The sequence below is a fragment of the Mycobacterium sp. genome, from assembly GCF_032162105.1.
In the GTDB taxonomy this organism is placed as follows: Bacteria; Actinomycetota; Actinomycetes; order Mycobacteriales; family Mycobacteriaceae; genus Mycobacterium.
On sequence record NZ_JAVRPS010000683.1, the window covers coordinates 1 to 25808 of the forward strand.

At 67.8% G+C, this 25808-nt stretch carries 25 protein-coding genes and 1 pseudogene; 17 read left to right on the plus strand and 9 right to left on the minus strand.

Annotation, left to right across the window (positions count from 1 at the left end):
• Positions 1-81: 81 nt before the first annotated feature.
• Positions 82-2580, plus strand: coding sequence for a [protein-PII] uridylyltransferase (locus QOC69_RS34425; RefSeq protein WP_526447048.1), 2499 nt, complete (start codon positions 82-84; stop codon positions 2578-2580).
• A 23-nt stretch (positions 2581-2603) separates the two neighbouring features.
• On the opposite strand, the gene QOC69_RS34430 is transcribed toward QOC69_RS34425, so the two are convergent.
• On the minus strand, positions 2604-3284 hold the full coding sequence (locus QOC69_RS34430; protein ID WP_526447050.1) for a GntR family transcriptional regulator: 681 nt from the start codon (positions 3282-3284) through the stop codon (positions 2604-2606).
• Positions 3285-3395: 111 nt separating this feature from the next.
• Between QOC69_RS34430 and ffh the strand changes: the two genes are divergently transcribed.
• On the plus strand, positions 3396-4964 hold the full coding sequence (gene ffh, locus QOC69_RS34435; RefSeq protein WP_526447052.1) for a signal recognition particle protein: 1569 nt from the start codon (positions 3396-3398) through the stop codon (positions 4962-4964).
• A 34-nt stretch (positions 4965-4998) separates the two neighbouring features.
• A complete protein-coding gene (locus tag QOC69_RS34440) occupies positions 4999-6081 on the plus strand; it encodes an amidohydrolase family protein (RefSeq protein ID WP_526447054.1) in 1083 nt (360 codons plus the stop codon).
• Between the two features lie 7 nt (positions 6082-6088).
• Here the strand turns inward: QOC69_RS34440 and QOC69_RS34445 are convergent, their stop codons facing one another.
• Together QOC69_RS34445 and QOC69_RS34450 are read right to left on the minus strand one after the other, a co-directional pair.
• Positions 6089-6859 carry a maleylpyruvate isomerase family mycothiol-dependent enzyme gene (locus tag QOC69_RS34445; RefSeq protein ID WP_526447056.1) on the minus strand — a complete coding sequence of 257 codons (771 nt, stop codon included), beginning with the start codon at positions 6857-6859 and terminating at the stop codon, positions 6089-6091.
• Between the two features lie 19 nt (positions 6860-6878).
• Positions 6879-6978: pseudogene (locus QOC69_RS34450) on the minus strand (oxidoreductase); the annotation flags it as partial.
• Positions 6979-7010: 32 nt separating this feature from the next.
• On the opposite strand from QOC69_RS34450, the gene QOC69_RS34455 reads away from it, so the two are divergent.
• A complete protein-coding gene (locus QOC69_RS34455) occupies positions 7011-7934 on the plus strand; it encodes a cyclase family protein (RefSeq protein ID WP_526447058.1) in 924 nt (307 codons plus the stop codon).
• On the opposite strand, the gene QOC69_RS34460 is transcribed toward QOC69_RS34455, so the two are convergent.
• Positions 7931-8749, minus strand: coding sequence for a D-alanyl-D-alanine carboxypeptidase family protein (locus QOC69_RS34460; RefSeq protein ID WP_526447060.1), 819 nt, complete (start codon positions 8747-8749; stop codon positions 7931-7933). The two genes, QOC69_RS34455 and QOC69_RS34460, sit on opposite strands and share 4 nt — an antisense overlap.
• 66 nt (positions 8750-8815) lie before the next feature.
• The gene (locus tag QOC69_RS34465) at positions 8816-9694 is read right to left on the minus strand and encodes a D-alanyl-D-alanine carboxypeptidase family protein (protein ID WP_526447062.1); all 879 of its coding nucleotides are present in this window, start codon (positions 9692-9694) and stop codon (positions 8816-8818) included.
• Between the two features lie 184 nt (positions 9695-9878).
• On the opposite strand from QOC69_RS34465, the gene QOC69_RS34470 reads away from it, so the two are divergent.
• The 4 genes from QOC69_RS34470 to QOC69_RS34485 all read left to right on the plus strand — a co-directional run bounded on the left by QOC69_RS34470 (position 9879) and on the right by QOC69_RS34485 (position 15186).
• Positions 9879-11696 carry an N-acetylglutaminylglutamine amidotransferase gene (locus QOC69_RS34470; RefSeq protein ID WP_526447089.1) on the plus strand — a complete coding sequence of 606 codons (1818 nt, stop codon included), beginning with the start codon at positions 9879-9881 and terminating at the stop codon, positions 11694-11696.
• Positions 11693-13414 carry an N-acetylglutaminylglutamine synthetase gene (ngg, locus tag QOC69_RS34475; RefSeq protein ID WP_526447064.1) on the plus strand — a complete coding sequence of 574 codons (1722 nt, stop codon included), beginning with the start codon at positions 11693-11695 and terminating at the stop codon, positions 13412-13414. Before QOC69_RS34470 ends, ngg begins: the two co-directional genes overlap by 4 nt.
• 77 nt (positions 13415-13491) lie before the next feature.
• On the plus strand, positions 13492-14706 hold the full coding sequence (locus QOC69_RS34480; protein WP_526447091.1) for an osmoprotectant NAGGN system M42 family peptidase: 1215 nt from the start codon (positions 13492-13494) through the stop codon (positions 14704-14706).
• A 48-nt stretch (positions 14707-14754) separates the two neighbouring features.
• Entirely contained in the window at positions 14755-15186 is a 432-nt protein-coding gene (locus tag QOC69_RS34485) for a nuclear transport factor 2 family protein (RefSeq protein ID WP_526447093.1), read from the plus strand.
• Between the two features lie 10 nt (positions 15187-15196).
• Here QOC69_RS34485 and QOC69_RS34490 read toward each other — a convergent pair whose 3' ends face one another.
• The 3 genes from QOC69_RS34490 to QOC69_RS34500 all read right to left on the minus strand — a co-directional run bounded on the left by QOC69_RS34490 (position 15197) and on the right by QOC69_RS34500 (position 18714).
• Positions 15197-16348 carry a glycosyltransferase gene (locus QOC69_RS34490; RefSeq protein WP_526447066.1) on the minus strand — a complete coding sequence of 384 codons (1152 nt, stop codon included), beginning with the start codon at positions 16346-16348 and terminating at the stop codon, positions 15197-15199.
• A 64-nt stretch (positions 16349-16412) separates the two neighbouring features.
• Positions 16413-17468 (minus strand): GDP-mannose 4,6-dehydratase, encoded by a 1056-nt coding sequence (locus tag QOC69_RS34495; protein ID WP_526447068.1) that lies wholly within the window; start codon positions 17466-17468, stop codon positions 16413-16415.
• Positions 17469-18075: 607 nt separating this feature from the next.
• Positions 18076-18714, minus strand: a complete 639-nt coding sequence (locus tag QOC69_RS34500) for a methyltransferase domain-containing protein (RefSeq protein WP_526447070.1) — start codon at positions 18712-18714, stop codon at positions 18076-18078.
• 213 nt (positions 18715-18927) lie between these two features.
• Between QOC69_RS34500 and rpsP the strand changes: the two genes are divergently transcribed.
• From rpsP to QOC69_RS34525, 5 genes are all read left to right on the plus strand, one after another.
• A complete protein-coding gene (rpsP, locus tag QOC69_RS34505) occupies positions 18928-19434 on the plus strand; it encodes a 30S ribosomal protein S16 (RefSeq protein ID WP_526447072.1) in 507 nt (168 codons plus the stop codon).
• Positions 19431-19673, plus strand: a complete 243-nt coding sequence (locus QOC69_RS34510) for an RNA-binding protein (RefSeq protein ID WP_140687820.1) — start codon at positions 19431-19433, stop codon at positions 19671-19673. Before rpsP ends, QOC69_RS34510 begins: the two co-directional genes overlap by 4 nt.
• A 4-nt stretch (positions 19674-19677) precedes the next feature.
• Complete coding sequence (gene rimM / locus QOC69_RS34515; protein ID WP_526447075.1) at positions 19678-20205, plus strand: ribosome maturation factor RimM; 528 nt, start codon at positions 19678-19680, stop codon at positions 20203-20205.
• 2 nt (positions 20206-20207) lie between these two features.
• Complete coding sequence (trmD, locus tag QOC69_RS34520) at positions 20208-20885, plus strand: tRNA (guanosine(37)-N1)-methyltransferase TrmD (protein ID WP_526447077.1); 678 nt, start codon at positions 20208-20210, stop codon at positions 20883-20885.
• A 134-nt stretch (positions 20886-21019) separates the two neighbouring features.
• Positions 21020-21841 carry an alpha/beta fold hydrolase gene (locus tag QOC69_RS34525; protein WP_526447079.1) on the plus strand — a complete coding sequence of 274 codons (822 nt, stop codon included), beginning with the start codon at positions 21020-21022 and terminating at the stop codon, positions 21839-21841.
• Positions 21842-21886: 45 nt separating this feature from the next.
• Here QOC69_RS34525 and QOC69_RS34530 read toward each other — a convergent pair whose 3' ends face one another.
• Complete coding sequence (locus QOC69_RS34530) at positions 21887-22831, minus strand: serine hydrolase (RefSeq protein ID WP_526447081.1); 945 nt, start codon at positions 22829-22831, stop codon at positions 21887-21889.
• A gap of 360 nt (positions 22832-23191) precedes the next feature.
• On the opposite strand from QOC69_RS34530, the gene rplS reads away from it, so the two are divergent.
• From rplS to QOC69_RS34550, 4 genes are all read left to right on the plus strand, one after another.
• A complete protein-coding gene (rplS, locus tag QOC69_RS34535) occupies positions 23192-23533 on the plus strand; it encodes a 50S ribosomal protein L19 (RefSeq protein ID WP_526447083.1) in 342 nt (113 codons plus the stop codon).
• Positions 23534-23610: 77 nt separating this feature from the next.
• Positions 23611-24450 (plus strand): signal peptidase I, encoded by an 840-nt coding sequence (lepB, locus tag QOC69_RS34540; protein WP_526447085.1) that lies wholly within the window; start codon positions 23611-23613, stop codon positions 24448-24450.
• A gap of 10 nt (positions 24451-24460) precedes the next feature.
• Positions 24461-25177 (plus strand): ribonuclease HII, encoded by a 717-nt coding sequence (locus QOC69_RS34545; RefSeq protein WP_526447087.1) that lies wholly within the window; start codon positions 24461-24463, stop codon positions 25175-25177.
• Between the two features lie 41 nt (positions 25178-25218).
• Positions 25219-25524: a DUF2469 domain-containing protein gene (locus QOC69_RS34550; protein WP_102142913.1), complete on the plus strand. Its 306-nt coding sequence runs from the start codon at positions 25219-25221 to the stop codon at positions 25522-25524.
• Positions 25525-25808 lie beyond the last annotated feature (284 nt).

The window sequence follows — 25808 nt, forward strand, 5'->3', positions numbered from 1 at the left end:
CCCGTGAACCGATCCATCTGAGGCTCTGTCTCCCGGACGAGCACCGAGTGTGAATCAATCGCTGCGCCGGGGAAGGCCGAGATGACAAAGCAGACACCAGATCCCGCCGCCGGGGCCTCTCGATGGGAGGCACCGGCGGCGGGTCCGTCCCGCCCGGCCAACGACCTGGCGAAGGCGGCCCAACAACTGCTCAACGGCGGATCCAAGCAGCTCGATTCCGCCGCGCTGCGTGATGCCCTGCTCGATCTGAACGAATTCTGGCTCACCACAAAGGCCGCCGAGATCGGCATCACGGCGACCAGTGGCTTCGCCATCGTCGCCACCGGTGGTCTGGGCCGGGGGGAACTGCTGCCGTACTCCGATCTCGATCTGACGCTGGTGCACGACAACATGCCACCCGACATCGTCGCGGGCGTCGCCGAGCTGCTCTGGTACCCGTTGTGGGACGCCAACATTCACCTCGATCACAGTGTCAGGACGGTACCCGAGGCGCTGCAGGTCGCCGGCGAGGACATCTCGGCGGGCCTGGCCATGCTCGACGCCCGCCACATCGCGGGTGACTCCGACCTGTCAGCGCTGCTGGTCGGCGGGGCGCGCAGGCAGTGGCGCACCGGAATCGCATCGCGCTTCGAAGAGCTCGTCGAACACACCCAGGCGCGGTGGCAGCGCAGCGGGCAGATCGCCCACCGTGCCGAGCCTGACCTGAAGAACGGACGCGGCGGGCTCCGCGACGTTCAGTTGCTCAATGCGCTTGCGATCGCCCAACTCGCCGACGTATACCCCAGCCGGTCGCTGGCATCGCCGACGGGCACCCTCGGCGACGCCCACCTCGCGCTGCTCAACGTGCGCACCGAACTGCACCGATCCTCACACCGGGGCCGGGAGATGCTGCAGGCCCAGTACGCCGACGAGATCGGCGCCGCGCTGCGCATCGGTGACCGGTTCGACCTGGCCCGCATGCTCAGCGATGCCGCCCGCACGATCAGTTACTACGTCGACGCAGGCGTGCGTACCGCGGCCAACGCGTTGCCCCGTCGCGGTTTCGCCGCGCTGCGGCGTCCCGTCCGCAGACCGTTGGACGAGGGGGTGATCGAGTTCGGGGGAGAGGTCATCCTGGCCAGGGATGCGCGGCCCGAACGCGATCCGGGCCTGATCCTGCGCGTCGCCGCGGCCTCGGCCACCACCGGGCTGCCGATGGCGGCGTCCACGCTCAGTCGATTGTCCGAGGCGGCGCCGGAGCTGCGCACGCCGTGGCCCCGCCAGGCGCTGAAGGATCTGCTCGTGATGATGGCAGCCGGGCCCGCAACGGTGGCCACTGTCGAGGCGCTGGATCGGACCGGCCTGTGGGGCAGGCTCTTTCCCGAATGGGGCGCGGTACGCGACCTACCGCCTCGCGACGTCGTGCACATCTGGACGGTGGACCGTCACCTCGTCGAGACCGTTTCGCGGGCAAGCGCTTTCACTACCCGGGTGTCGCGGCCCGATCTGCTGGTATTGGGCGCGCTGGTGCACGACATCGGCAAGGGTCGCGGCGGCGACCACAGTGTCATCGGCGCGGACCTGGCGACCCAGATCGGCACCCGGTTGGGAATGTGGCCGTCCGACGTCGAGGTGCTGTCCAAGATCGTGCGCTACCACCTCCTGCTGCCGGACACCGCGACCCGGCGAGATCTGCAGGATCCCAAGACCATTGCCGCGGTGGTCGACGCACTCGGTGGCGATACGGTGCTGCTGGAGTTGTTGCACGCGCTGGCCGAGGCCGACGCCCTGGCCACCGGCCCCGGTGTGTGGGGCGACTGGAAGGCCTCCCTGATCGGCGACCTGGTGCGGCGCTGCCGGCTGGTGATGGCGGGCGAGCCGCTGCCGCAACCAGATCCCATCGAGCCGCACTATCTGGAGCTGGCAGCCGATGGCGGCGTGCACGTCGACCTGACGCCGGCCGACGCGCACGTCTACAACGTCACGATGATCGCCCCGGACCGCCGCGGTCTGCTGTCCAAGGCCGCGGGCGTGCTCGCGTTGAACTCGCTGCGGGTGCACTCCGCGTCGGTCAACAGCCACGACGGTGTGGCGATCAACACGTTCGTCGTTTCGCCGCACTTCGGCACACCGCCCGCCGCCGAACTGGTGCGCCAGCAGTTCATCCTCGCGCTCGACGGCGATCTCGACGTGATCGGAACCCTCGAACGCCGCGATCTGGAAGCGGCCGCCACGAACACCGCCAGGGCCGGTGAGATCCTCGCCGCGGTGCCCGTCAACGAGGCGGCCGCACCTCCACGGATCCTCTGGTTCGACGGCACCTCGCCGGGGGAGTACGTCGTGCAGATCCGCAGCGCCGACCGCACCGGGTTGTTGGCGCGACTGTCGGCGGTCATCGAACGCGACGGCCTCGACATCGTCTGGGCCAGGGTCACCACGCGGGGATCGTCGGTCGACGACGTGTTCGGCATCGTGGTGCCCGCGCTGAGTGCCGGTGCGGGCACGGCCGACTACACGGCGGCCCGTGAGGAACTCGAGCGGGAGATGTACGCGGTGCTACCCGCGCCGCCGCCGCCCAAGTCGGTGTCCGAAGCCAGCTGACGCGAGATTCACCTATGCGCGCGTCAGGCCCGCAATGCCATCACGATGCCGGCCATCGACAGGGCACGGCTGGCCCGGTCGATCGCGACATCGCGCGATCCCTCGATGTGCGCCAGAAGGGCTTGGCGGCCCGCGACCAGGTCGCCGTCGAGAACCCGCTCGGCGACCTGGATGTGCTCGGCGATCGTGGCCTGCATGCGGTCCTCGGTGAGGTAGTCGAACATCCGCACCGGGCGAATCCGCACATTGACCAGTTCGAGCGCGGCCACCAGGGCCTGGTTGCCCGCCGACGCGAGCAGTTGGACGTGGAACCGCTCGTCCTCGGCAACGAAGCCGGCGTCGGGGCTGGGGGAGGAGGCGGCGAAGGCCTGCCAGCGGTCCAATTCCGGGCCGAGGACGTCGTGGTCGTGCGACCGGTCACCGTCCTCCTCGATGCGCACGATGCCGCGCAACTCCACGGTGGTGCGAAGTTCGTAGAGGCCGTCCAGATCCTTCAGGCTCGGCCGGTAGGGGTACAGCCCCCGCTCCCGCCGCTCGACGAGGCCGTCGGCGAGCAACCGGGCCAGCGCTTCGCGAACCGGCGTCCGGGACACCCCATAACGCTCCGCCAGAGAAATCTCCGCGAGCCGCTCGGCCGGCGGCAGCTTTCCGGACATGAGGTCGTCGCGGAGCAAGACGAACACCCGGTCCGCGAGATCGCTCATGCCGTCACTCCTGCCTTTGTATCCAGAATCGTATACGAGGTGGTATCCGTCGGCCCCGCAAGCGACTCGCCCGCGGCGTCGGCGCAGCGCCACCCCGGTTAGGCTGGTCGGGTGTTTGAATCCCTATCCGACCGGTTGACCGGAGCCCTCACGGGGCTCCGTGGCAAGGGGCGGCTAACCGACGCCGACATCGATGCGACCACCCGCGAGATCCGGCTCGCCCTGCTGGAGGCGGACGTCTCGCTTCCCGTGGTGCGCGAGTTCGTCGCCCGCATCAAGGACCGTGCCAGGGGCGCTGAGGTCTCCGGCGCGCTCAACCCGGCGCAGCAGGTCGTCAAGATCGTCAACGAGGAACTCGTCGGCATCCTCGGCGGACAGACCCGGCAGCTGGCGTTCGCCAAGACCCCGCCCACGGTCATCATGCTGGCGGGCCTGCAAGGCTCCGGTAAGACGACGCTGGCCGGAAAGCTCGCCAAATGGCTTCGGGGGCAGGACCATACGCCGTTGCTGGTGGCGTGCGACCTGCAGCGGCCTGGCGCGGTCAACCAGCTGCAGATCGTCGGTGAGCGTGCCGGCGTCGCGGTGTTCGCGCCGCATCCCGGCGTGTCGCCCGACGGTGGAGGCATCGAGCAGATGACGGCCGGCGACCCCGTCGCCGTGGCCGCCGCGGGCCTCGCCGAGGCCAAGTCCAAGCACTACGACGTGGTCATCGTCGACACCGCGGGCCGGCTCGGCATCGACGAAGTGCTGATGAGCCAGGCCGCCGCGATCCGTGCGGCCGTCGATCCCGACGAGGTGTTGTTCGTCCTCGACGCCATGATCGGCCAGGACGCCGTCACCACCGCAGAAGCCTTCCGCGAGGGCGTGGGCTTCACCGGCGTGGTGTTGACCAAGCTGGACGGCGACGCCCGCGGTGGGGCCGCGCTGTCGGTGCGCGAGGTCACCGGCGTGCCGATCATGTTCGCGTCCACCGGCGAGAAGCTCGAAGACTTCGACGTCTTCCACCCCGACCGGATGGCAAGCCGGATTCTGGGCATGGGCGATGTGCTCAGCCTGATCGAGCAGGCCGAGCAGGTCTTCGACGCCGACCAGGCCGAGGCCGCCGCCGCCAAGATCGGCTCCGGCGAGCTCACCCTCGAGGACTTCCTCGAGCAGATGCTGGCGATCCGCAAGATGGGACCCATCGGCAACCTGCTTGGCATGCTGCCCGGCGCAGGCCAGATGAAGGACGCGCTGGCCGCCGTGGACGACAGCCAACTCGACCGCGTGCAGGCCATCATCCGCGGCATGACACCCGCCGAGCGCACCGACCCGAAGATCATCAATGCGTCCCGCCGGCTGCGCATCGCCAACGGATCCGGGGTGGCGGTCTCCGAGGTCAACCAACTCGTCGACCGGTTCTTCGAGGCCCGCAAGATGATGTCGCAGATGGCCGGTCAGATGGGAATGCCGTTCGGCCGCAAGGGTGGAAGTCGCAACGCCAAGGGCAAGGGCAAGAAGGGCAAGAAGAGCGGGCGCGGTCCGACGCCACCGAAGGTGCGCAATCCGCTCGGCGCCGGAGCGCCCGGCCTGCCTGCCGGGTTCCCCGACCTCTCGAACATGCCGAAGGGTCTCGACGAGCTGCCGCCGGGGCTGGCCGACATCGATCTGTCCAAGCTGAAGTTCCCCGGCAAGAACTAACGTTGCGGGCGATGAGCGCTTGCACGAAGAGCAGATGACGCTGCACGTCCGCGGCCGCGGGTTGCCCGACGGCGAGCCCGTCGAATGGTGGATGGTCGACGGTGTTCTGAGCGCCGAACCCGTGGCCGACGCGGAGACGGTGTTCGGTGCTGATGGGGCTGGCGGCTGGATCCTGCCCGGTCTGGTCGACGCGCATTGCCACGTCGGCCTCGGCGCCGACGGAGCCATCGAGCTCGACGAAGCGATCACGCAGGCGGAGACCGAGCGCGACGTGGGCGCCCTGCTGCTGCGCGACGCCGGCTCGCCGATCGACACCCGCAGCCTCGACGACCGCGACGACCTGCCCCGCATCATCCGTGCCGGCCGCCACCTCGCCAGGCCCAAGCGCTACAGCCCGGGCCTGCCGATCGACCTCGAGGACGAGTCCGAGCTACCCGCCGCCGTTGCCGAGCAGGCGCGCCGCGGCGACGGCTGGGTCAAGCTGGTCGGGGACTGGATCGACCGCAGCGTCGGAGATCTGGCGCCGCTGTGGTCGGACGAGGTTCTCAAGGACGCCATCGCCGCCGCCCACGCCGAGGGGGCCCGGGTGACCGCCCACGTGTTCGGCGAGGACGCGCTGCCGGGGCTCATCACCGCCGGAATCGACTGCCTCGAGCACGGCACGGGCATCACCGACGACACCATCGCGCTGATGCTCGAATTCGGCACCGCACTGGTGCCCACGCTGATCAACACCGAGAACTTCCCCGGCATCGCCGACGCCGCGGCCAAGTATCCGACCTACGCCGCCCACATGCGCGACCTGTACGCGTCATGCCCCGAAAGGACGGCCGCGGCGTGGGAGTCCGGCGTTCCGATCTATGCCGGGACCGACGCGGGCGGCATGATCGCTCACGGCCGGATCGCCGACGAGGTCGACGCGCTCAAGACGATCGGGATGAGCCCCACCGACGCGCTCGGGGCGGCCTGCTGGGACGCCCGCAGGTGGTTGGGCAGGCCCGCACTCGAGCACGGCGCGTCGGCCGACCTCATCTGCTACACCGAGGATCCCCGCGGCGGCGCCGACGTGCTCAACAACCCCGACCTGGTGATCCTGCGCGGCAAGGTCTACCGCTGAGCTCGCCTCACGGCATGCCTTGTGCGACGACGGCATTCAACGTAGCGACGGACTCTGGTTGTCCCGAAACCCGTGCCCCCGCACCGCGCGTCCACGCCCACTGCGCAAGATCCACGACGGGTGCAGTCGCGGTCGCCGTCGGCTCGCCCCCGGTGGCGCGCGTCGCCATTGGGCCGTCGCCATCGTTGCCGGGCGCGGCCCAACTCCCGACCTCGGCGAGCCACCGCTGGCCGGTGTCGCTGGCCACGAACTCCACGACACACTGGGCCCGGTAGGTCGCATCGTCGGGTTTCCAGCCCCACATCACGTCCACCGCGTGGTCGATGGCGCCAGCGGCCACGTCCTTGGCGATCGGACTGATCGGCAAGCCCGCCGTCAACTCCGCGTCGACGCGGTGCATCGTCGCTTCATAGGTCTGCATGCGCCGGGTGAAGCCGACGGTTTGATCAGGCGGCCACCACGACCAGCAGGGCTCGGCGTCGGCCCGGGTCGCGAGGGTCTCCAGCAAGGCGGCCGTCGCCTGCGCACGCAGAGAAAGCAGGTCCGCCAAGGCTTCTGGACGCGCTGGTTTGGCCTGTTCGACCGCCGGGAGGTCGGCCTCGGACCGGACGTCTCGCCCGAGGATTCCGGCCCAGAAGAAGTGAACCTCGGTGAGGTGCCACAACAGGTCGGCGGCGGTCCAGTCCGGACAGGTGGTGCAGCGGCTGTCGGGGTCGACGGCGGATAGCACATCGGCGAACCGGCGTGATTCGGAATCGATGATCGAGAGGCGATCCATCGCCCCAGGATGTCACGCCTCAGTACACGTCCCGCACGTATCGGTGGGGTCTTGATCAGCTCGTTGACGTACGCGTGAGAGGCGGCCGCGTCCATCCCGCCGCAGCAGGCCACGATCTCGTCGGCGCGTCGCCCGCCGTACGCTCTCGGGCATGCCGGACCATCGCGCCCACTTCGACTTCACGATTCGCTTCGCCAACGGTGGGGACCTCACCGGCAGGGGATTCCGGCTCGACGTGCCGTCAGCGGACCTCGACGAGGCGTCGCTCGGCCGGCTGCTGGTGCAGCATCTCGGGCTTGCCCTGGTCGACGTCGTCGAACTCCGCGAGCTGCGGATCGTCGAGGAACCCCACCGCGGCAGCCGCGGGGTCGATTCGGCATCCGGAAACCGCGGCGCGACAACGCAAGTCGTCGACCTCAGCCACTCGATCCGCGCGGGTCTGGTGACCTACCCTGGGCTTCCCCCGCCCGTCATCACACCGCACCTGACCCGCGAGGACTCCCGCTCGCGATACGCCCCTGGCACCGAGTTCGCCATGGACCTCATCACGATGATCGGCAACACCGGGACGTATCTGGATTCACCCTTTCACCGCTACGCCGACGGTCTCGACCTGGCCGGACTCGACCTGTCGACGCTGGTCGGGCTGCGCGCCGAGGTGTTCCACCTGACCGACGCGTGGGATCCGACGCGGCGCGGCATCCGCGCGGAGACCCTGGCCGACCGTGACGTGCGCGGCGCCGCCGTGCTGCTGCACACCGGATGGGACCAGCACTTCGGAACGGCCGAATATGGGTTCGGCGCACCGTTTTTGACCGCCGAGGGAACCCAGTACCTCATCGATGCGGGCGCGGTGCTGGTGGGCATCGACTCGGTCAACGTCGACGACACCGAGTCGGGTGGCGAACGTCCGGCGCACACGCTGCTGCTTGGCGCGGGGGTGCACGTCGTGGAGCACCTCGCGAACCTGGCCGCCCTGCCGCCGCAGGGTGCCCGGTTCACTGCGGCTCCGCCTGCGGTCGAGGGATTCGGGACGTTCCCGGTCCGCGCGTTCGCCGAGGTGCCTGCGGTTTAGTGGCTGAAGCCCCAGTCGAACAACGCGGTCGCCTGACCGTAGAGATCGCCGGTGCCGTACATCTGCACGACGACGAGTCGTCTGCCGTTGCGTTGCGCCGCACCGACATAGGTCTTGCGGGCGAGGTTCGTGTAGCCGGTCTTGCCGCCGAGATCGCCGGGGTAACGCGCCAGCAGTTCGTTCTGCGCGGTGATCGTCTTGCCGGGGAACGCGGCCGACTGCGTCTGCAGAATCCGCGCGATCAGCGGGTACTTCAGTGCCTGGCGGAAGAGCACGGCGAGGTCGTGCGGCGAGGTGACGGTTTCCCAGCCGGGTCCGTCGAGCCCGGACGGCGACGCCGCGCGGGTGCTGCGCGCACCGAGTTGCTGTGCCTTGGCGTTCATCGCCGCCACCGTGGCGCGTTGCCCGCCGAGCATGTCGGCGAGCATATTGGCGGCGTCATTGCCGGACACCATCAGCAGCGCCGCGAGCAGCTGGGTGGTGGTGTAGGCCTGACCCGGCGTCAGCCCAACGCACGAGCACTCGACCTCGGTGTGGGACTGGTTGGCCCGCGCGAACGAGTTCGGGTTGAGGTTGTCGAGCACCACCATCGCCAGCAGCACCTTGATCGTGCTCGCGGGAGCGTACGAGCCGTAGGGGTCCTTGGCGGCGAGGACCGCCCCGCTGTCGAGGTCGGCCAGCAGCCAGGCCTGCGCGGGACCGTCGGGCGGAGCGACGACCGCGCCGACGGGTTCGACGTCGGGCTGAGCCAATGCGACTGGTGCGGTCAACGCCGCGGTGACGACGAGCGCCATCGCCGCGAGAAGTCTTCGCACGGAGCACGAGCGTATGGCGCTGCGGACACGCCAGGCGCGCGATCAGGTCTCCGTCGGGTATCGGCCCTACAGCGCGCCGATGCTCACCGACCGGTCCTGGGCGAAACCCCAGTCCAGCAGGGCGGTGGCCTGATCCCAGTACGTCGGGCCACCCTCCTTGATCAGGCCGTACATCATCGCGACCACAAGTCGCCGACCGTCCCGTTGCGCGGCGCCGACGAACGTCTTGCGGGCGACGTCGGTGAATCCCGTCTTGCCGCCGAGCATGCCCGGATAGCGGGCCAGCATCTCGTCCTGGTTGACCAGGTTCACCGGTCCGGCGTCTCCGGGGAAGGGTGCCGCCGGGGACGACGTGATGCCGGCGAACACCGGATTGGCCAGTGCCGCACGGAAGATGACGGCCAGATCGTGCGGCGTGGTGTACCCGTCGATTCCGGGTCCGTTCAGCCCCGAGGGCGACCCGGCCATGGTGTCCATTGCGCCGAGTGATGCGGCCTTGGCGTTCATCTTCGCCACGGCCACGTCCCTGCCGCCCAGCATGTGCGCCAGGGTGTTGGCGGCGTCGTTGCCCGAGACAAGGAGCAGGCCGTCGAGGAGTTCTCTGGTGGTGTACGTGTGGCCTGCCTTTACCCCGGCGCAGTTGCACTCCACCTTGGCGTCGGCGTCGTCGGCGACCACCGTGGCGTCCAGCGGCAGTTCGTCGAGGACGACCAGGGCCAGCAGCGTCTTGATCGTGCTCGCGGGTGCGTGCCTCGCGTACTCGTCGCGCCCCGCGAGGATCTGACCGGTGTCCATGTCGGCGACGATCCACGCGGGCGCGGGACCGTCCGGAATCTGCGCCGTGCCGACGGGCTGGACGTCGATGTCGGCCGATGCGACGGGAGCGAACGTGCCGGGGAGTAGTGCCGCGAGGCATACCGCGAGAGCGGCGACGAGCCTGACCATGTCCGCTGACCCTACCGACCCCAACCTCGTGCCAGGAGCGGTGGTCCGTGCCACGTCGTGTTTGAACATGGTGGGTTTCGGGCAACACACCCGGCGCGAGCGACGTCGTGGCCGGCCGTACGGCGACAGTGATCACGTCGTCGCCGTAACGTTGTGCGCCAAGACCGTCAGGGGGCCGAACGCCATGTGTGGCATCGCCGGTGAGATCGCTCAAGGGCGCCCGGCCAGCCTTGCGGCCATCGAGGCGATGACGATCGCCATGGAGTCCCGCGGCCCGGACAGCAGCGGTGTCTGGGCGCGGGAAGGCGTAGCCCTCGGCCACCGGCGGCTGGCGATCATCGACCTGTCCAGCCACGGGCACCAGCCCATGCACGACCCGGACCTCGGGCTCACCGTCGCGTTCAACGGATGCATCTACAACTACCCCGAGCTGCGCCGCCAACTGCTGGCCAAGGGGTATCGCTTCTTCTCCCACAGCGACACCGAGGTGGTCCTCAAGGGCTACCGCGAATGGGGCGAGCGCGTGGTCGACCACCTCTACGGGATGTTCGCCTTCGCCGTGACCGAACTCGACACCGGACGGGTGGTGCTCGCCAGGGACCGGCTCGGCGTCAAGCCGCTGTACTGGTGCGAGACCTCCGAAGGGCACGGCACTAGCAGCCTGCGGTTCGCCTCGTCGCTACCCGCCCTGGTGGCAGCAGGCGGCGTGGACACCGAGATCGACCCGGTCGCCCTGCACCACTACCTCACCTTCCACTCCGTCGTGCCTGCGCCGCACACGATCCTGCGGGGCGTCCGCAAGCTCCCGCCCGGGACCATCATGCGCATCGAGCCGGACGGCAAGCGGACCCAGGAAACCTATTGGGAGCCGGTGTTCGAGCGGTCGGCGGAGCGGGCGAACTGGTCGGAATCCGAGTGGGAGGAGGCCATCCTCGCCTCGCTCCGCACCGCGGTCGAGCGCCGCCTCGTCGCCGACGTGCCGGTGGGCTGCCTGCTGTCGGGCGGCCTGGACTCCAGCCTGATCGTCGGGCTGCTCGCCGAGGCCGGCCAGCACGGCCTGGCGACGTTCTCGATCGGCTTCGAAGCCGCCGGGGGTGAGGAGGGGGACGAGTTCAAGTACTCCGACGTCATCGCCCGCCACTACGACACCGATCACCACCAGATCCGCATCGACACCGCCCGCATGCTGCCCTCTCTCTCGGGCGCGATCGGGGCGATGAGCGAGCCCATGATGAGCCACGACTGCGTGGCGTTCTACCTCCTGTCCGAAGAGGTCAGCAAGCACGTCAAGGTCGTGCAGTCGGGGCAGGGCGCCGACGAGATCTTCGCCGGATACCACTGGTATCCGCCGATGGCGCACGCCAGAGACAACAACGTCGACGACGCCTTGTCCCGCTACCGGCAGGCGTTCTTCGACCGCGACCACCAATCGGTGAACCGGCTGCTGCAACCGCGATGGCGGCTCGACACCGACGTGTCCGAAGAGTTCGTGTTCGAGCACTTCTCGCACCCGGGCGCCGCCACCGCGACCGATCGGGCGCTGCGGCTGGACACCACCGTCATGCTGGTCGACGACCCGGTCAAGCGCGTCGACAACATGACCATGGCTTGGGGCCTGGAGGGCCGCGTGCCATTCCTCGACCACGAGTTGGTCGAACTCGCCGCCACCTGCCCGCCGGAGTTGAAGACGGCGCAGGACGGCAAGGGCGTGTTGAAAGAGGCGGCGCGCCGCGTGATCCCGCACGAGGTCATCGACCGGCCCAAGGGCTACTTCCCGGTGCCGGCCCTCAAGCACCTGGCCGGGCCGTACCTCGACCTGGTCCGGGACGCGCTGCACAGTGCCGCGGCGCGTGATCGCGGTCTGTTCGCGCCCGAGGCGGTCGACGGGCTGCTCGCGGAGCCCAACGGCAACCTCACACCTCTGCGCGGGAACCCGCTCTGGCAGATCGGCCTGCTCGAGCTGTGGCTCGCCCGCAACATCGACGGGGTCACGACGTCATGACCGCGCAGGCCGGGCATGACGAGCCCGCCGTCGGCGTCGTCCAGGACCTCGGCTGGGGCCGGCTGGTGTTCGGCCAGACCTTCGACGACCCCGAGCAGTTCGGCACAGCCCTGCGCGCAGAGGCCAGCGGCCGCCGCGACATCGGGATGTACCTCGACGCGCCGCACGTCTTCGTCGCCCTGCATCCGCAGGAGTTCTTCATCGACCCGAGCTTCACCTACCGCTTGAACTTCGCCGAGTTCGGTGAATACCAGCCGCCGTCGGTGCCGGGGGTATCGGTGCGACGGGTGAACTCCATCGAGGACTGCGCGGGCATCAACCAGATCTACGTGCAGTGCCGCATGGTGCCCGCCGACGTCGAGCTGATGTGGAACAACAGTCACTCCGAGCCGCACATGGTGTACCTGGTCGCCACGGACGACGAGACCGGCAAGCTGGTCGGCACCGTCACGGGAATCGACCACGCCCAGCTCTTCGGTGACGAGGAGAACGGGTCAAGCCTGTGGTGTCTTGCGGTCGACCCGACGCTGTCGCGGCCCGGGGTGGGCGGACTGCTGGTGCGGTCGCTGATCGAGGTGTTCATCCGGCGGGGACGCTCGCAGATGGATCTCTCGGTGTTGCACGACAATGAGGGCGCCATCGCGCTCTACGAGCGGATGGGGTTCACCCGCGTCCCCGTGCTCGGCATCAAGCGCAAGAACGCCATCAACGAGCGGCTCTTCGCACCCGTGATGGCCGAGGAAGAGCTCGCCCAGCTGAATCCATATGCCCGCATCATCGCCGACGAGGCCATCATGCGCGGCATCGCCGTCCAGGTGCTCGATGCCAAGGGCGGTTATCTCCAGCTCACCCACGGCGGCACCAGTGTGGTCACCCGGGAATCGCTGTCCGAGCTGACCAACGCCATCGCGATGAGCCGATGCGACGACAAGCGCGTCGCCCGCAAAGTCGTGGCCGACGTCGGGATCCGGGTGCCGCAGGGCATGACCGCGACCTCGACCGCCGAGGATCACGAGTTCCTCGAGAAGGTCGGTTCGGTCGTGGTGAAACCGGCGCGGGGCGAGCAGGGCGCAGGCATCACGGTCGGGGTGACCAAGCCCGACGACCTCGACCGCGCCATCGCGTTCGCCGCGCAGCACTGTCCCGACGTGCTGCTCGAAGAGCGGTGCGAAGGTGAGGACCTGCGCATCGTGGTCATCGGCGGAAAGGTCATCGCCGCTGCCCTGCGCCGTCCGGCGGAGGTGGTCGGCAGCGGCACCCACACCGTCCGCCAGCTCGTCGAGGCGCAGAGCCGTCGGCGAGCGGCCGCCACGCACGGGGAATCCGTCATCCCACTCGACGACGTCACCACCGACACGGTGCGCGAGGCGGGCTGGAGCCTGGACGACGTACTGCCCGCCAACGAGCACCTCGTCGTCCGCCGCACGGCGAACCTGCACACCGGCGGAACCATCCGCGACGTGACCGACGACCTGAACCCGCTACTCGCGAAGGTGGCCGTGGACGCCGCGTACGCGATCGGCATACCGGTCACAGGCATCGACCTGATCGTGCCGTCGGTCGCCGGGGAGGAGTACGCCTTCATCGAGGCCAACGAGCGACCCGGCCTGGCGAATCACGAACCACGACCCACGGCACAGGCATTCGTGGACCTGCTCTTCCCGCGCACCGCCGCGACGCCGTGGGCCTGGCAGCCCGACCCCGTCGAGCAGACCTGAGACTAGATAGGCTCGTGTCGACTGAATCGAACCCTTGGAAGGCGACCTTGACTGATCCCAGCTCCGCCACACCGCGGATGCCCGAGGCGGACCGCAGCTGGATGGTCGACACTCTGCTGGCGCTGCTGCAGACCCCGAGTCCTTCGGGGCGCACCGACGCGGTGATGCAGTTGATCGGCGGCATCCTGGACGACCTCGGCGTGCCGTTCACGCTGACGCGCCGCGGTGCGCTCACGGCGGAACTGCCTGGCGCGTCGGCCACCACCGACCGCGCACTGGTGGTGCATGCCGACACCATCGGGTGCATGGTGCGGGATCTGAAGGACAACGGTCGGCTCGCGCTGGTGCCGGTCGGCACCTTCTCGGCACGGTTCGCCGCAGGGGCGCGGGTACGGATCTTCCCCGACGACATCGACGAGTTCTTCACCGGAACGGTCATGCCGCTCAAGGCCAGCGGACACGCCTTCGGCGACGACATCGACACTCAGCCGACCGACTGGGATCACGTCGAGGTCCGGGTGGATTGCAAGGTGTCGTCGCGGGCCGACCTGGAAGCCCTCGGGCTTCAGGTGGGCGACTTCGTCGCGCTGATCGCCAGCCCGGAGCTCACCGCGGACGGGTTCGTGGTGGCCCGCCACCTCGACGGCAAGGCAGGGGTGGCGGTCGCGCTGGCCCTGGCGAAGAACGTCGCCGAACAGAAGATCGTGCTGCCGCACCGCACGACGATCATGGTCACCATCACCGAGGAGGTCGGGCACGGCGCCAGTCACGGGCTTCCACCCGACGTGGCCGAGCTGGTCTCGGTGGACAACGCCGTGTGCGCGCCCGGTCAGCACTCGATCGAGGACGGCGTCACGATCCCGATGGCCGACCTGCACGGCCCGTTCGACTACCACCTCACCCGCAACCTCTGCCGCCTGGCCAAGGAACTGGGCATCTCCCACGCGCGCGACATCTTCCGCTACTACCGTTCCGACGCGGCAGCCGCGATCGAGGCCGGCGCGAATACCCGCGCGGCGTTGGTGGCATTCGGGCTCGACGGCAGCCACGGGTGGGAGCGGACCCACCTGGACTCGCTGGAGGCGACCTACCTGCTGCTGCAGAGCTGGCTTCAGACGTCGCTCACCTTCGAGGCGTGGGACGCCGAACCGTCAGGTCTGCTCGCCGACTTCCCGTCCGAGCAGCCTGCGCAGATCGAGCAGTGGGTGCCGCTGACCCGCGGTGACTTCACCGAGCCGGGCCACGTCTCACCCGGCGAGGAGTGGCCGCCGTCGGACGGCCCACAGAGCTGACGTCCGGCCGGGAGTTGCCGGTCTGATCGGTGGGTGTTCAATCGACTCGTGCTGAGCCTGGAAGAGATCTCCGACCGTCTCGAGATCCAACAATTGCTGGTGGCCTATTCGACGGCGATCGACGCCCGCCGGTTCGACGACCTCGACCAGGTCTTCACCCCGGACGCCTACATCGACTACCGGGCGATGGGCGGGATCGACGGCCCGTTCGCCGAGGTGAAGGCGTGGCTCGCCGAGATACTGCCGAACTTTCCGGCGTACTCGCATCTGCTCGGAAACTTCGACGTGCGCGTCTCCCGTTCTCCCGACGGCGACACCGCCACCTCCCGCACGCTGTGCTTCAACCCGATGGTGCTCGGCGGCGAAAAGCAGCAGGTGATGTTCTGCGGGCTCTGGTACGTCGACGAGTTCGTCCGCACGGCCGAGGGCTGGCGCATGACCCGTCGCGTCGAGGAGAAGTGCTTCGACAAGATCGTGTGAACGCCTCGGTTCATGCGCGGGGGCGGGTGGGGGCACCTGCTTCGAGTAGCTTCTCGACACTGTGTCTCGGGCGGCCTCGTGCCCAGTGTTGCCGGTTCCGCTCGTATAGCTGCGAACCGGCTGAGCACGCGGCGTCGCGGTCCAGAAGCAGCCGGCGGCACTCGCCCACAAAGCTTTCGTCGGTGTCATGGGCTCGCAGCCCGAGTAGTGGGCCGAGGGATCCGATGGCTGGAGTCGTTGCCACGACTGGTAGTCCGCGACTCGCCGCGTCGAGGAGTTTGGCCCGCAGACCGCCTCCGGTCCTGATCGGTGCCATCAATGCCCGGCAGGTTCCGAGGACGGCGTCCAAGTCTTCGACGAAGCCGAGATCGCGGACGCCGGGCGGGTAAGTCGGGTCGGTGGCGCCGGGCTTCTTCGCTCCGACCACGCAGAGTTCCGCACCGGGGATTCCCGCCGAGATCTGCGGCCAGAGTTCCAGCGCTCTGAGGAACCCTTCCTGGTTGGGCGGCCAGTCTCGGGTGCCCAGGTGAACCAGCCGGGGCGGTGTTGCCGAGAGATCAAGCCGGTGGGAGGGAGGCGCTGTCAGGTCCAGCCAGCGTGCGCCGTGCACTCCGTGTTGGTGGTAGAAGTCCGCCTCGTCGACGTCATAGACGCCAACGGCGTGTGCAGCGCGGGCGATCCGTAGCTCGTCGCGCAAGATACGTCGCCATTCGAGGCGCACAAGTAGCCCATGGGTCGCGCGCCACACCTGGGATTCGGTGTTGATGGTATTGACGATCAGGCCCTTCATACCGAAATGGCCAGTGCGCATGAATGTTTCGGCCATGTAGCTGTGCTCGGCGACGAAGATGTCGGCGTCGCTGGCCTCGATTGCGGGCAGCAGTGAGTCGAGGTCGAACCGCACATGCACGATGCTGCGCCGCGAGCGAATGGAGTCCGAAAGCAGCCGACGGGGGACCACAGGGGATTTCTGGACCCGGGTGAGGGGGAGACCGCCGGGCACCAAATCCACTATCTCCGAACCCGGTGCGGCAGACGAGAGGCAAATCGCTGAGACGTCGAATGCCTGGGCGGCCAGACGCATCACGATCCGCGACGTGTCGAGGTCACCACCGCGCTCGGTGACGGGATCTTTCGATAACAGGAACGTCACCCGGGTCATGCATCAGCCTCCAGGCAGCACCCGAATTCACCTGGGCAGGTGAGGCACGTCGCGAAGTGACGCATCATCGGGGCACGCCTCCACGCACACTGGCCGTCATCCCGGGTGCAGAACGGATCTGGTCGAGGTCGTGACGCACCATCATGTCGATCAACTCGGCGAACAGGACCGTCGGTTCCCAGCCCAGCACGGTGCGGGCCTTTCCGGCGTCACCGGTGAGCTGGTCGACCTCGGCCGGCCGTATCAGAGCGTCGTCGAAGCGTACGTAGGGTTTCCAGTTGTCGATGCCGACGGCCCCGAACGCAGCGTCAAGAAGCTCACCGACTGAATGCGTTTCGCCAGTAGCGATGATGTAGTCGTCTGGGTCGTCTTGCTGCAGCATCCGGTGCATTGCCTCGACGTAGTCCCCGGCAAACCCCCAATCCCGTGTCGCGTGCACGTTGCCGAGCCAGACAACGTCTTGGACCCCCAACGCGATCCCAGCGACGGCATGTGTGATCTTGCGGGTCACGAATTCCATACCGCGGCGTGGCGATTCGTGGTTGAACAAGATCCCCGAGCTGGCATGCAGTCCGAACGACTCGCGGTAGTTGACGGTCACGTGATGGCCGTAGGCCTTCGCCACGCCGTAGGGCGATCGCGGCCACAGCAGTGTGGACTCCCGCTGCGGGACTTCTTGGACCTTGCCGAACATTTCCGCACTCGAGGCCTGATAGAAGCGGACGGATCTGCCGGATAGGTCCTGATACTGACGGATTGCTTCCAGCATCTTGAGGACGCCACCGGCGGTAACCTCGGTGGTCATCCAGGGATTCACCCATGAGTAGGCGACGAACGACACTGCACCGAGGTTGTAGACCTCGTCGGGCTGAGCGATCGACATCGCTCGGGCCAAGCTGGAGAAGTCCACCAGGTCGCCGCTGATTTGAGTGACTGCCGGCAGATCGCGGTGCAGCGCAACCGCCTTCGGGTTGTTCTGGCCACGCACCAGACCAAACACCCGATAGCCCTTTGACAACAGCAACTCGGCAAGATACATCCCGTCTTGACCCGTGATCCCTGTGATCAACGCCGACTTCTCCGCTAGCGCGGACGCCGGGTTGTGCTGCGAACTGCCCATTGACAACCTCACCTCTCAGTGATCAGAAACAATTCGGCAACGTCGATAGAAAATTGAGCAGATCTGCCCGGCGGCCGGGTCAGATGAAACTAGCGGGTCCGATGAACAGGTGCATGATGCCGGGCGAGTGCCACCCTGGCCCGCGGACGCCAATTGACGCCCTGTTCTATTGCTGACAATTACTCAGCAACTGGCGTGCTGCTTAAATAATGTTGGATCTAGTGCTAAGACAACCGTTCTTGGGAATTTATAGCAAATAGAGATAGATTGCCGCGAGCTGCCCTGGAATACACAGCTAACTCATACCTTCGCTGTGTGATATTCGGAGGTTCCGGCTGAGCACAGAAATCCCCGTGGCCAAGTGGAGGTCCCATATTCGCGGGTACCTGTCCCACCTTTCTTCACAGCTTCTCATAAGCACTTTATGAGGTCCCGCTCGAAATGACGGCTCATGGCCATCGGTTCGGTTCTTTGACCGAGAGGAGCCTTGTCCTGAGCATTGATACTGCGAGGACGCAACCGCCATCGGCGTCACCCCCTCGAGAGCGTGACACTTTCGCCTCGAGTCACAAGAGGAGAACTGCTTCGACAAGATCGTCTGAGCAGGTCAGTCCTGGCTGCCGACGAACAGGTAGCGCGGCATCGGCTTCTCGCCGATCCGGCGCTGCTCGACCTGCAGGCCCGAATTCTGAAGGGCCGCAGCGATTTCGCCGACGGGGCGAATGGTGAAACCGTGCGGTGCAAACGGCAACCGTGCCATCACGTCCGGATCGCCGATCCCGATCACCGCACGTCCGCCAGGACGCAGTACCCGCGCGAGTTCCGCGCAGGCCGCGTCGAGTTCGGAGATGAAGTACACGGTGTTGACGGTGATGAGCGCGTCGACCGAGCCGTCGCCCAACGGAAGCGCGGTCATCGAGCCGGACGAAAGAAGCAACCGGCCGGACTGGACGTCGCGGCCGAATCGCGACCTGGCGCGGCGCAGCATGTCGTCGGCGATCTCGATGCCATGTACGACGCCTTGGTCGCCGACGCGATCCAGCAGCAGTCGCAGGCCGATTCCGCCGCCGAAACCGATGTCCGCTGCGACCGAACCGCGCGCAATCTCCGCGGAGTCCACGGCGGCGGCGATCGCCCGCTCATTTCCCCGATTCAGCACGCGTGCGACGAGCGGACTCAGGAGCCCGTGTGGGCGGCCGAGCTGCCCGGCCACGGTGGACAACAACCGATCGCGCAGTGATGCCATGGGTCCAGCATGACAGTCACCGTTCCATCCGGTGCGTGGCCCTCCCGAGAGTCGGATTTTCACCGATAGGGCCTGTTCTGGCACAATGGGCGGCTGTCTGCCCCGCGACTACGGCTGCGCGGCGGTCACACACGCAAGGCAAAACCGGACCCGGCATCCCGCCGGTGTCGCTTGAATTGCACGCGTGGCAATCACAGGAGAAGTCGCTCGACCATGGCTGTCAAGATCAAACTCGCCCGTTTCGGCAAGATCCGCAATCCCCAGTACCGCATCTCCGTCGCCGACGCGCGCAACCGCCGCGATGGCCGCTCCATCGAGGTCATCGGCCGGTACCACCCGAAGGAAGACCCGAGCATCATCGAGATCGACTCGGAGCGCGCGCAGTACTGGCTCGGCGTCGGTGCCCAGCCCACCGATCCGGTCCTCGCCCTGCTGAAGATCACCGGCGATTGGCAGAAGTTCAAGGGCCTGCCCGGAACCGAGGGCACGCTGAAGTTCAAGGAGCCCAAGCCGAGCAAGCTGGACCTGTTCAACGCGGCACTGGCCGCGGCTGACGACGCGCCCACCGGCGAGGCGACCACGGCCAAGAAGAAGAAGGCTCCGGCCAAGAAGGCCGAGGAAGCCGAGACCGCGCCTGCCGACACCGCTGAGGCGCCTGCCGAGGCCGCGCCTGCTGCGGCCGCCGAGGCGCCTGCCGAGTCCGCCCCCGCCGCAGAATGAGCACTGTCGTCGTCGACGCCGTCGAGCATTTGGTGCGCGGGATCGTCGACAACCCCGACGACGTTCGCGTCGACATGGTGACCAACCGCCGCGGGCGCACCGTCGAGGTGCACGTTCACCCCGAGGATCTGGGCAAGGTCATCGGCCGCGGCGGCCGCACCGCCACCGCGCTGCGCACCCTGGTGGCCGGCATCGGCGGCCGTGGCATCCGCGTCGACGTGGTGGACACCGACCAGTAGCGACATGGACCTCGTTGTCGGGCGGATCGCCAAGGCGCACGGCATCACCGGCGAGGTCGTCGTCGACGTCCGCACCGACGATCCCGCCGAGCGGTTCACACCAGGTAAGACGCTGCGCGGCAAGCCGGGCCGCGGCGGCGGCCCGATGCGCGACTACGTCGTCGAGACCGTCCGTGAGCATGCCGGCCGGCTGCTGATTCGCCTGGCCGGGGTCGCCGACCGAAACGGCGCCGACGCGCTGCGGGGCACCCTGTTCGTGGTCGACGCCGCCGACCTGCCGCCGATCGACGACCCCGACGAGTTCTACGACCACCAGTTGGAGGGGCTGCGGGTGCGCACCGCCGCGGGTGCCGACGTCGGCGTGGTCGCCGAGGTGCTGCACACCGCGGCGGGGGAGTTGTTGTCGGTCAAGACCGATGACGACGCCGAGGTGCTGGTGCCGTTCGTGAGTGCGATCGTGACGTCGGTGTCGCTCACCGACGGGATCGAGATCGAGCCGCCCGACGGCCTGCTGGACCTGGACGCGATCTAGCCGTGCGCATTGACGTCGTCACGATCTTCCCCGACTACCTCGAACCATTGCGACAGTCGTTGCCCGGCAGGGCGATCGGCGCGGGCATCATCGAGCTCGGCGTGCACGATCTGCGCCGCTGGACCCGGGACGTGCACCGCTCGGTCGACGACTCACCGTACGGCGGCGGCCCTGGCATGGTGATGACCGCCCCGATATGGGGCGAGGCGCTGGACGAGATCTGTTCGGATGAAACGCTTCTCGTCGTGCCGACGCCCGCGGGCCGACTGTTCACACAGGTCGACGCCCAGCGCTGGGGCGCCGAGTCGCACCTGGTGTTCGCGTGCGGCCGCTACGAGGGCATCGACCAGCGGGTCGCCGACGACGCCGCCCGCCGCATCCGGGTCGAGGAGGTGTCGATCGGGGACTACGTGCTGCCCGGTGGCGAGTCCGCGGCCCTCGTCATGATCGAGGCGGTGGTCCGCCTGCTGCCCGACGTTCTTGGCAATCCCGCTTCACACCAGGATGATTCGCATTCCGATGGGTTGTTGGAGGGGCCGAGCTACACCAGGCCGGTCAGCTGGCGCGGCCTCGACGTGCCCGCGGTGCTGCTGTCCGGCGATCACGCGAAGGTGACTGCCTGGCGACACGAGCAGTCGCTGCAGCGCACCCGCGAGCGGCGCCCGGATCTGCTGGACTGACGGGGGAAGCACCTTGTCGAGCGGGCAGGGCGAAGCGGCCGCGATAAGGTCCTCAGCGCGAAAACCCGATGCATTGTCGAACCGGTCGGTCATAGTCAGTCCTATTCGTTCCGAATCAGATCGGGGGTGATGTTATGAAGCGACTAGTGCTCGACGGTGTCGATTTGGCCTATGAGGATCGCGGCGAGGGTCATGCGCTCGTGTTCCTGCATGGCATGGGCATGCAGATCGAGGTCTGGGAGCCCATCATGGATCTTCTCGTCGCAGATCACCGAGTGATCGCCTACGACCTGCGCAGCTTCGGTCGCTCGACCCACCGGCCGGTAGCCGACGCGCGGATCCACATCCGAGACGCTGCTGCCGTCATCGAGCAGGTCGCCGCCGGGGGCAGGGCGACGGTGGTCGGCTGGAGCAGCGGTGCAGGCTTGGCACTGGCCCTGGCCGCGGAACGGCCCGACCTGCTCAATGGTGCGGTGGTGTTCGAGCCGCAATTCCACGCGCTGAGATATCTGACGACGCCCTTGGCCCGCACCTTCGTTCGGATGAATGTCGCTCGACTGCAACGGAATCCGCGCCGCGCGGTGGACGTGTTCTATGAGTGGGCATTCGCCGACCGGCACGGCGGGAATGGTTGGAAGGACCTGCCCGACACCGACAAGCAACGCTTCTACGCGAACACCAGCGCAATCCTTGGCGCGTTCGCACCGCATCCGTTCAACGCGCTCATGGAGCCCATTTCGACGCGAAAGATCCGTGACGGCGGAGTTCCGATCGGTTACATACTCGGCGAGGACAGCAATCCATTCTTCGACCATATCCATGCGAAGTTGGTCGGTCAGATTCCGGTTACTCGCACCATCCGAGTACCCGGTGCCGCGCACATGCTGCCCATCGAAGCGCCCGCAGCCTTCGCAGACGCGGTGCGCCAGGCAATCGGATCATCCGCCCGAGACTGATACGACGCTGCGACGGAGGCGATCCGTTCCGTCCGAGCCGGACCGCTAGATCTGCCCGGTCGGGAACATCGTCTTGACGGCCTGGGTGATGGTGCTGCGTGCGGTGTCGGCGTCGGCGGCCTGCATGGACCCGATCACCATGATGTAGCGGCGATCCGGGCCAATGACGCCGGTCGAGAGGTGCATCCAGTCGGCGCCGATGCAGCACATCCAGCCCTGCTTGACCGCAACGGGTTCGGCGAACAATCCGTCGGGAATGCCGAAGCGCTGCGGGTAGACGCCCCCAGGCATCATTCCGTCGATCGCCATCGGGGTCGACGCCGCCAGGTTGGACAGGATGACACTGGCTTGTTCCGGCGGCAACCCGCCCGCACCCGTCATCATCATGTCGTAGTAGCGCACCAGGTCCGTCGCCGTACTGATCGTGTTGAACCACCGCCCGTTGTTCGGCGGACGCGTCGAACCCAGCCCGTAGCGGGCGGCGACGCGGGTGACGATCGCGCTGCCGCCGCCGCGGTTCCAGAAGTTCTCCGCCGCGCTGTCGTCGGATTGCCGCAGCATCTGGTCGAACGCCTGGCGGTCGGCGGGGGAGAGCTGCGTCTGTCCGTTGGACACCTGTAGCAGCAGGTCGTCGGCGATGAAGAGCTTGACCACCGACGCGATGGCGATGGTGGTGCCGTTGCCGTTCGTAATGAGTTGGCCGGTGTTGCGGTCGAGGACCGCAGCGGTGATGTCGGCACCGGCCTTGGCCGCCTCGGCGGTGGCCTGGCGCTCGCGTACGTCGAGTCCGGTGAAGGCGGCCACCGGTTCGTCGGGCGGGGCCTCGGGCAGCGGCGCCATGCTGCCCTGCGGGGCGACGATGGTGAGCTGCGGGCCGCCCGGCCGCGGCGGCGGAGTGCCGTACACCTTGGCCTCGCAGCCGGCCACGACCGTCACGACGGCCACGGCGACAGCGCTGACCATCAGCAGCGTCGACGGCCGCCGGTGCATGGCCCTCCTCGTGAAAAGGGGTGTGACGAGACGTTGAGAATTAACCGTGGGTTTGGTCGTTGTCCCCCAACCGCGGTTGGGGCGAGCCTATCCGCTCAGGCCTCGCTCCGCGCCCTCAGGTGGCCGGGGTGTTGCATGTGATGTTGACGAGGTCGGGGTGTGGCCGACGCGACGCGATTTCGCCGCTCGGGCGCCGTCTGGCACAATTGAGCAGTTGTCCGCGCACGTGGGGGGCCGCCCAAGGAAATGGGCGCCTCCGTCTGCTGCGAGATGAACCCAAAGTACGAGACCTCGGCTCGGCCGCCACGTCGCAATCATGACGGACTGCCCGCAGCCGCGAACAGCAAGGAAGTGTCACCGATGAACACGCTGGACTTCGTCGATCAGACGTCGCTGCGCGACGACATCCCTGCCTTCGCCCCCGGCGACACCATCAACGTGCACGTGAAGGTCATCGAGGGCTCCAAGGAGCGCATCCAGGTCTTCAAGGGTGTCGTGCTGCGCCGTCAGGGTGGCGGCGTGCGCGAGACGTTCACGGTGCGCAAGGAGAGCTACGGCGTTGGCGTGGAGCGCACGTTCCCCGTGCATTCGCCCAACATCGACCACATCGACGTCGTCACCCGCGGTGACGTGCGTCGCGCGAAGCTGTACTACCTGCGCGAGCTGCGCGGCAAGAAGGCCAAGATCAAGGAGAAGCGCTGACGTCGCACCGGGGACGGGTGTGACCGTTGGGGCTCTTGCGGCGCGGCGGTCGACATCGCCCTGGCTACTCTGATGGCGTGACCGGACCCACCGACGCGACCGACGCCACCGACGCCACCGACGCTGCCGATACCGAAGGCGTCGACGACGTCGACGACGACGCGAACTCGGATCCGCCGGAACGCAAGCGCGGTGCGGTGCGCGAAGCCGCCATTCTGCTGACCATCGCGGTCGTCCTCTACTACGTCATGCTGACGTTCGTCGCCCGGCCGTACCTGATTCCGTCCGAGTCGATGGAACCGACGTTGCACGGCTGCACCGGCTGCGTCGGCGACCGGATCATGGTGGACAAGCTCACCTACCGGTTCTCCGAGCCCGAACCCGGCGACGTGGTGGTGTTCAAGGGCCCGCCGTCGTGGAACATCGGCTACAAGTCGATCCGCTCCGACAACCCGGCCATCCGTTGGGTGCAGAACGTGTTGTCGTTCGTCGGTTTCGTTCCGCCCGACGAGAACGATCTGGTCAAGCGTGTGATCGCGACCGGTGGCCAAACCGTCGAATGCCGCGCCGCCACCGGACTGACCGTCGACGGCAAGAAGCTGAATGAGCCCTACCTCGACCCGACGACGATGATGGCCGACCCCGCCGTCTACCCGTGTCTGGGCAACGAGTTCGGGCCGGTGAAGGTCCCCGACGGCCGGATCTGGGTGATGGGCGACAACCGCACCCATTCGGCCGACTCGCGGGCCCACTGCGCCAACCTGCCCGCCGACGCGCAGCGCGGCCTGCTGTGCACCGGTGACCCCATGGAGGGCACCGTGCCGGTGGACAACGTGATCGGCAAGGCGCGGTTCATCGCATGGCCGCCGTCCCGCTGGGGCGGCGTCGCCAGCGTGAATCCACAGACCTCGCAGTAGGAGACCTGCCTTGCCGGCGACCTGGCCGCCCCGCGCGGTGATCCGGAAGTCCGGCGGGCTGCGCACGCTCGAGTCGGCTCTCTACCGTGGCGGCCTCGGCCCGGTGGCCGGAGTCGACGAGGTCGGCCGCGGGGCGTGCGCGGGCCCGCTGGTGGTCGCGGCATGCGTGCTGGGGCCCAACCGGCTCGAGAGCCTGGCCGCCCTTGACGACTCCAAGAAGCTCCAGGAGCGGGAGCGGGAACGGCTGTTCCCCCTGATCCGCCGCTATGCGCTGGCCTATCACGTGGTGTTCATCCCCTCGACCGAGGTGGACCGCCGCGGTGTCCACGTGGCCAACATCGAGGGCATGCGGCGGGCCGTCGCCGGTCTGCCGCTGCGACCGGGATACGTGCTGAGCGACGGGTTCCGGGTCCCAGGCCTGCCGATGCCGTCGCTGCCGGTCGTCGGCGGGGACGCCGCCGCGGCCTGCATCGCCGCAGCCAGCGTGCTGGCCAAGGTGAGTCGCGACCGGCTGATGGTCGCGATGGAGGCCGACCACCCTGGCTACGGCTTCGCCGAGCACAAGGGCTACAGCACCCCCGCGCACACGGCCGCGCTGGCCGCGCTGGGCCCGTGCAGCCAGCACCGGTACTCATTCATCAACGTGCGAAGGTTGGTCGTGGCACCGGATGGGATGCCCGACGACGGGTTCGGTGGGGAGGCAGCGCAGCATGGCGAACTGGGTTGAGGAATGATGTACGCCACACCGACAAAAGGACCGCTGAACCGATGAGTGCCGAAGATCTCGAGAAGTATGAAACCGAGATGGAGCTCTCGCTGTACCGCGAATACAAGGACATCGTGGGGCAGTTCAGCTACGTGGTCGAGACCGAGCGGCGCTTCTACCTCGCCAACAGCGTCGAGCTGGTGCCGCGCAACTCCGACGGCGAGGTCTACTTCGAACTGCGCCTGGCCGACGCCTGGGTATGGGACATGTACCGGCCGGCTCGCTTCGTCAAGCAGGTGCGGGTGATCACGTTCAAGGACGTCAACATCGAAGAGGTGGAGAAGCCCGAGCTGCGGTTGCCCGACTGACGCGGTCAAGCCAGCGTCAACCGCAGCCGTCGATGGCGGCGGACCATGGTGCTCGGCAGCCACTGCGCTTCGGCCAGGTCGAACCAGCCGGTGTTCGCCAGCAGCGTGCCCAGGGCGATCCGGGCCTCCGTGCGGGCCAGCGCCGACGCAGAAGTGCAGCCGTTGCCGTTGAGTGTGTTTTGGTTGCACGCTCATGTGGCGTCCCCTTGCGGGGTTTGGGTTTTGGCCTCGCCGCTTCGGGCCCCGCGTGGGCGGGGTCTTACAGAAGCTCCGCCGGCGCCGGG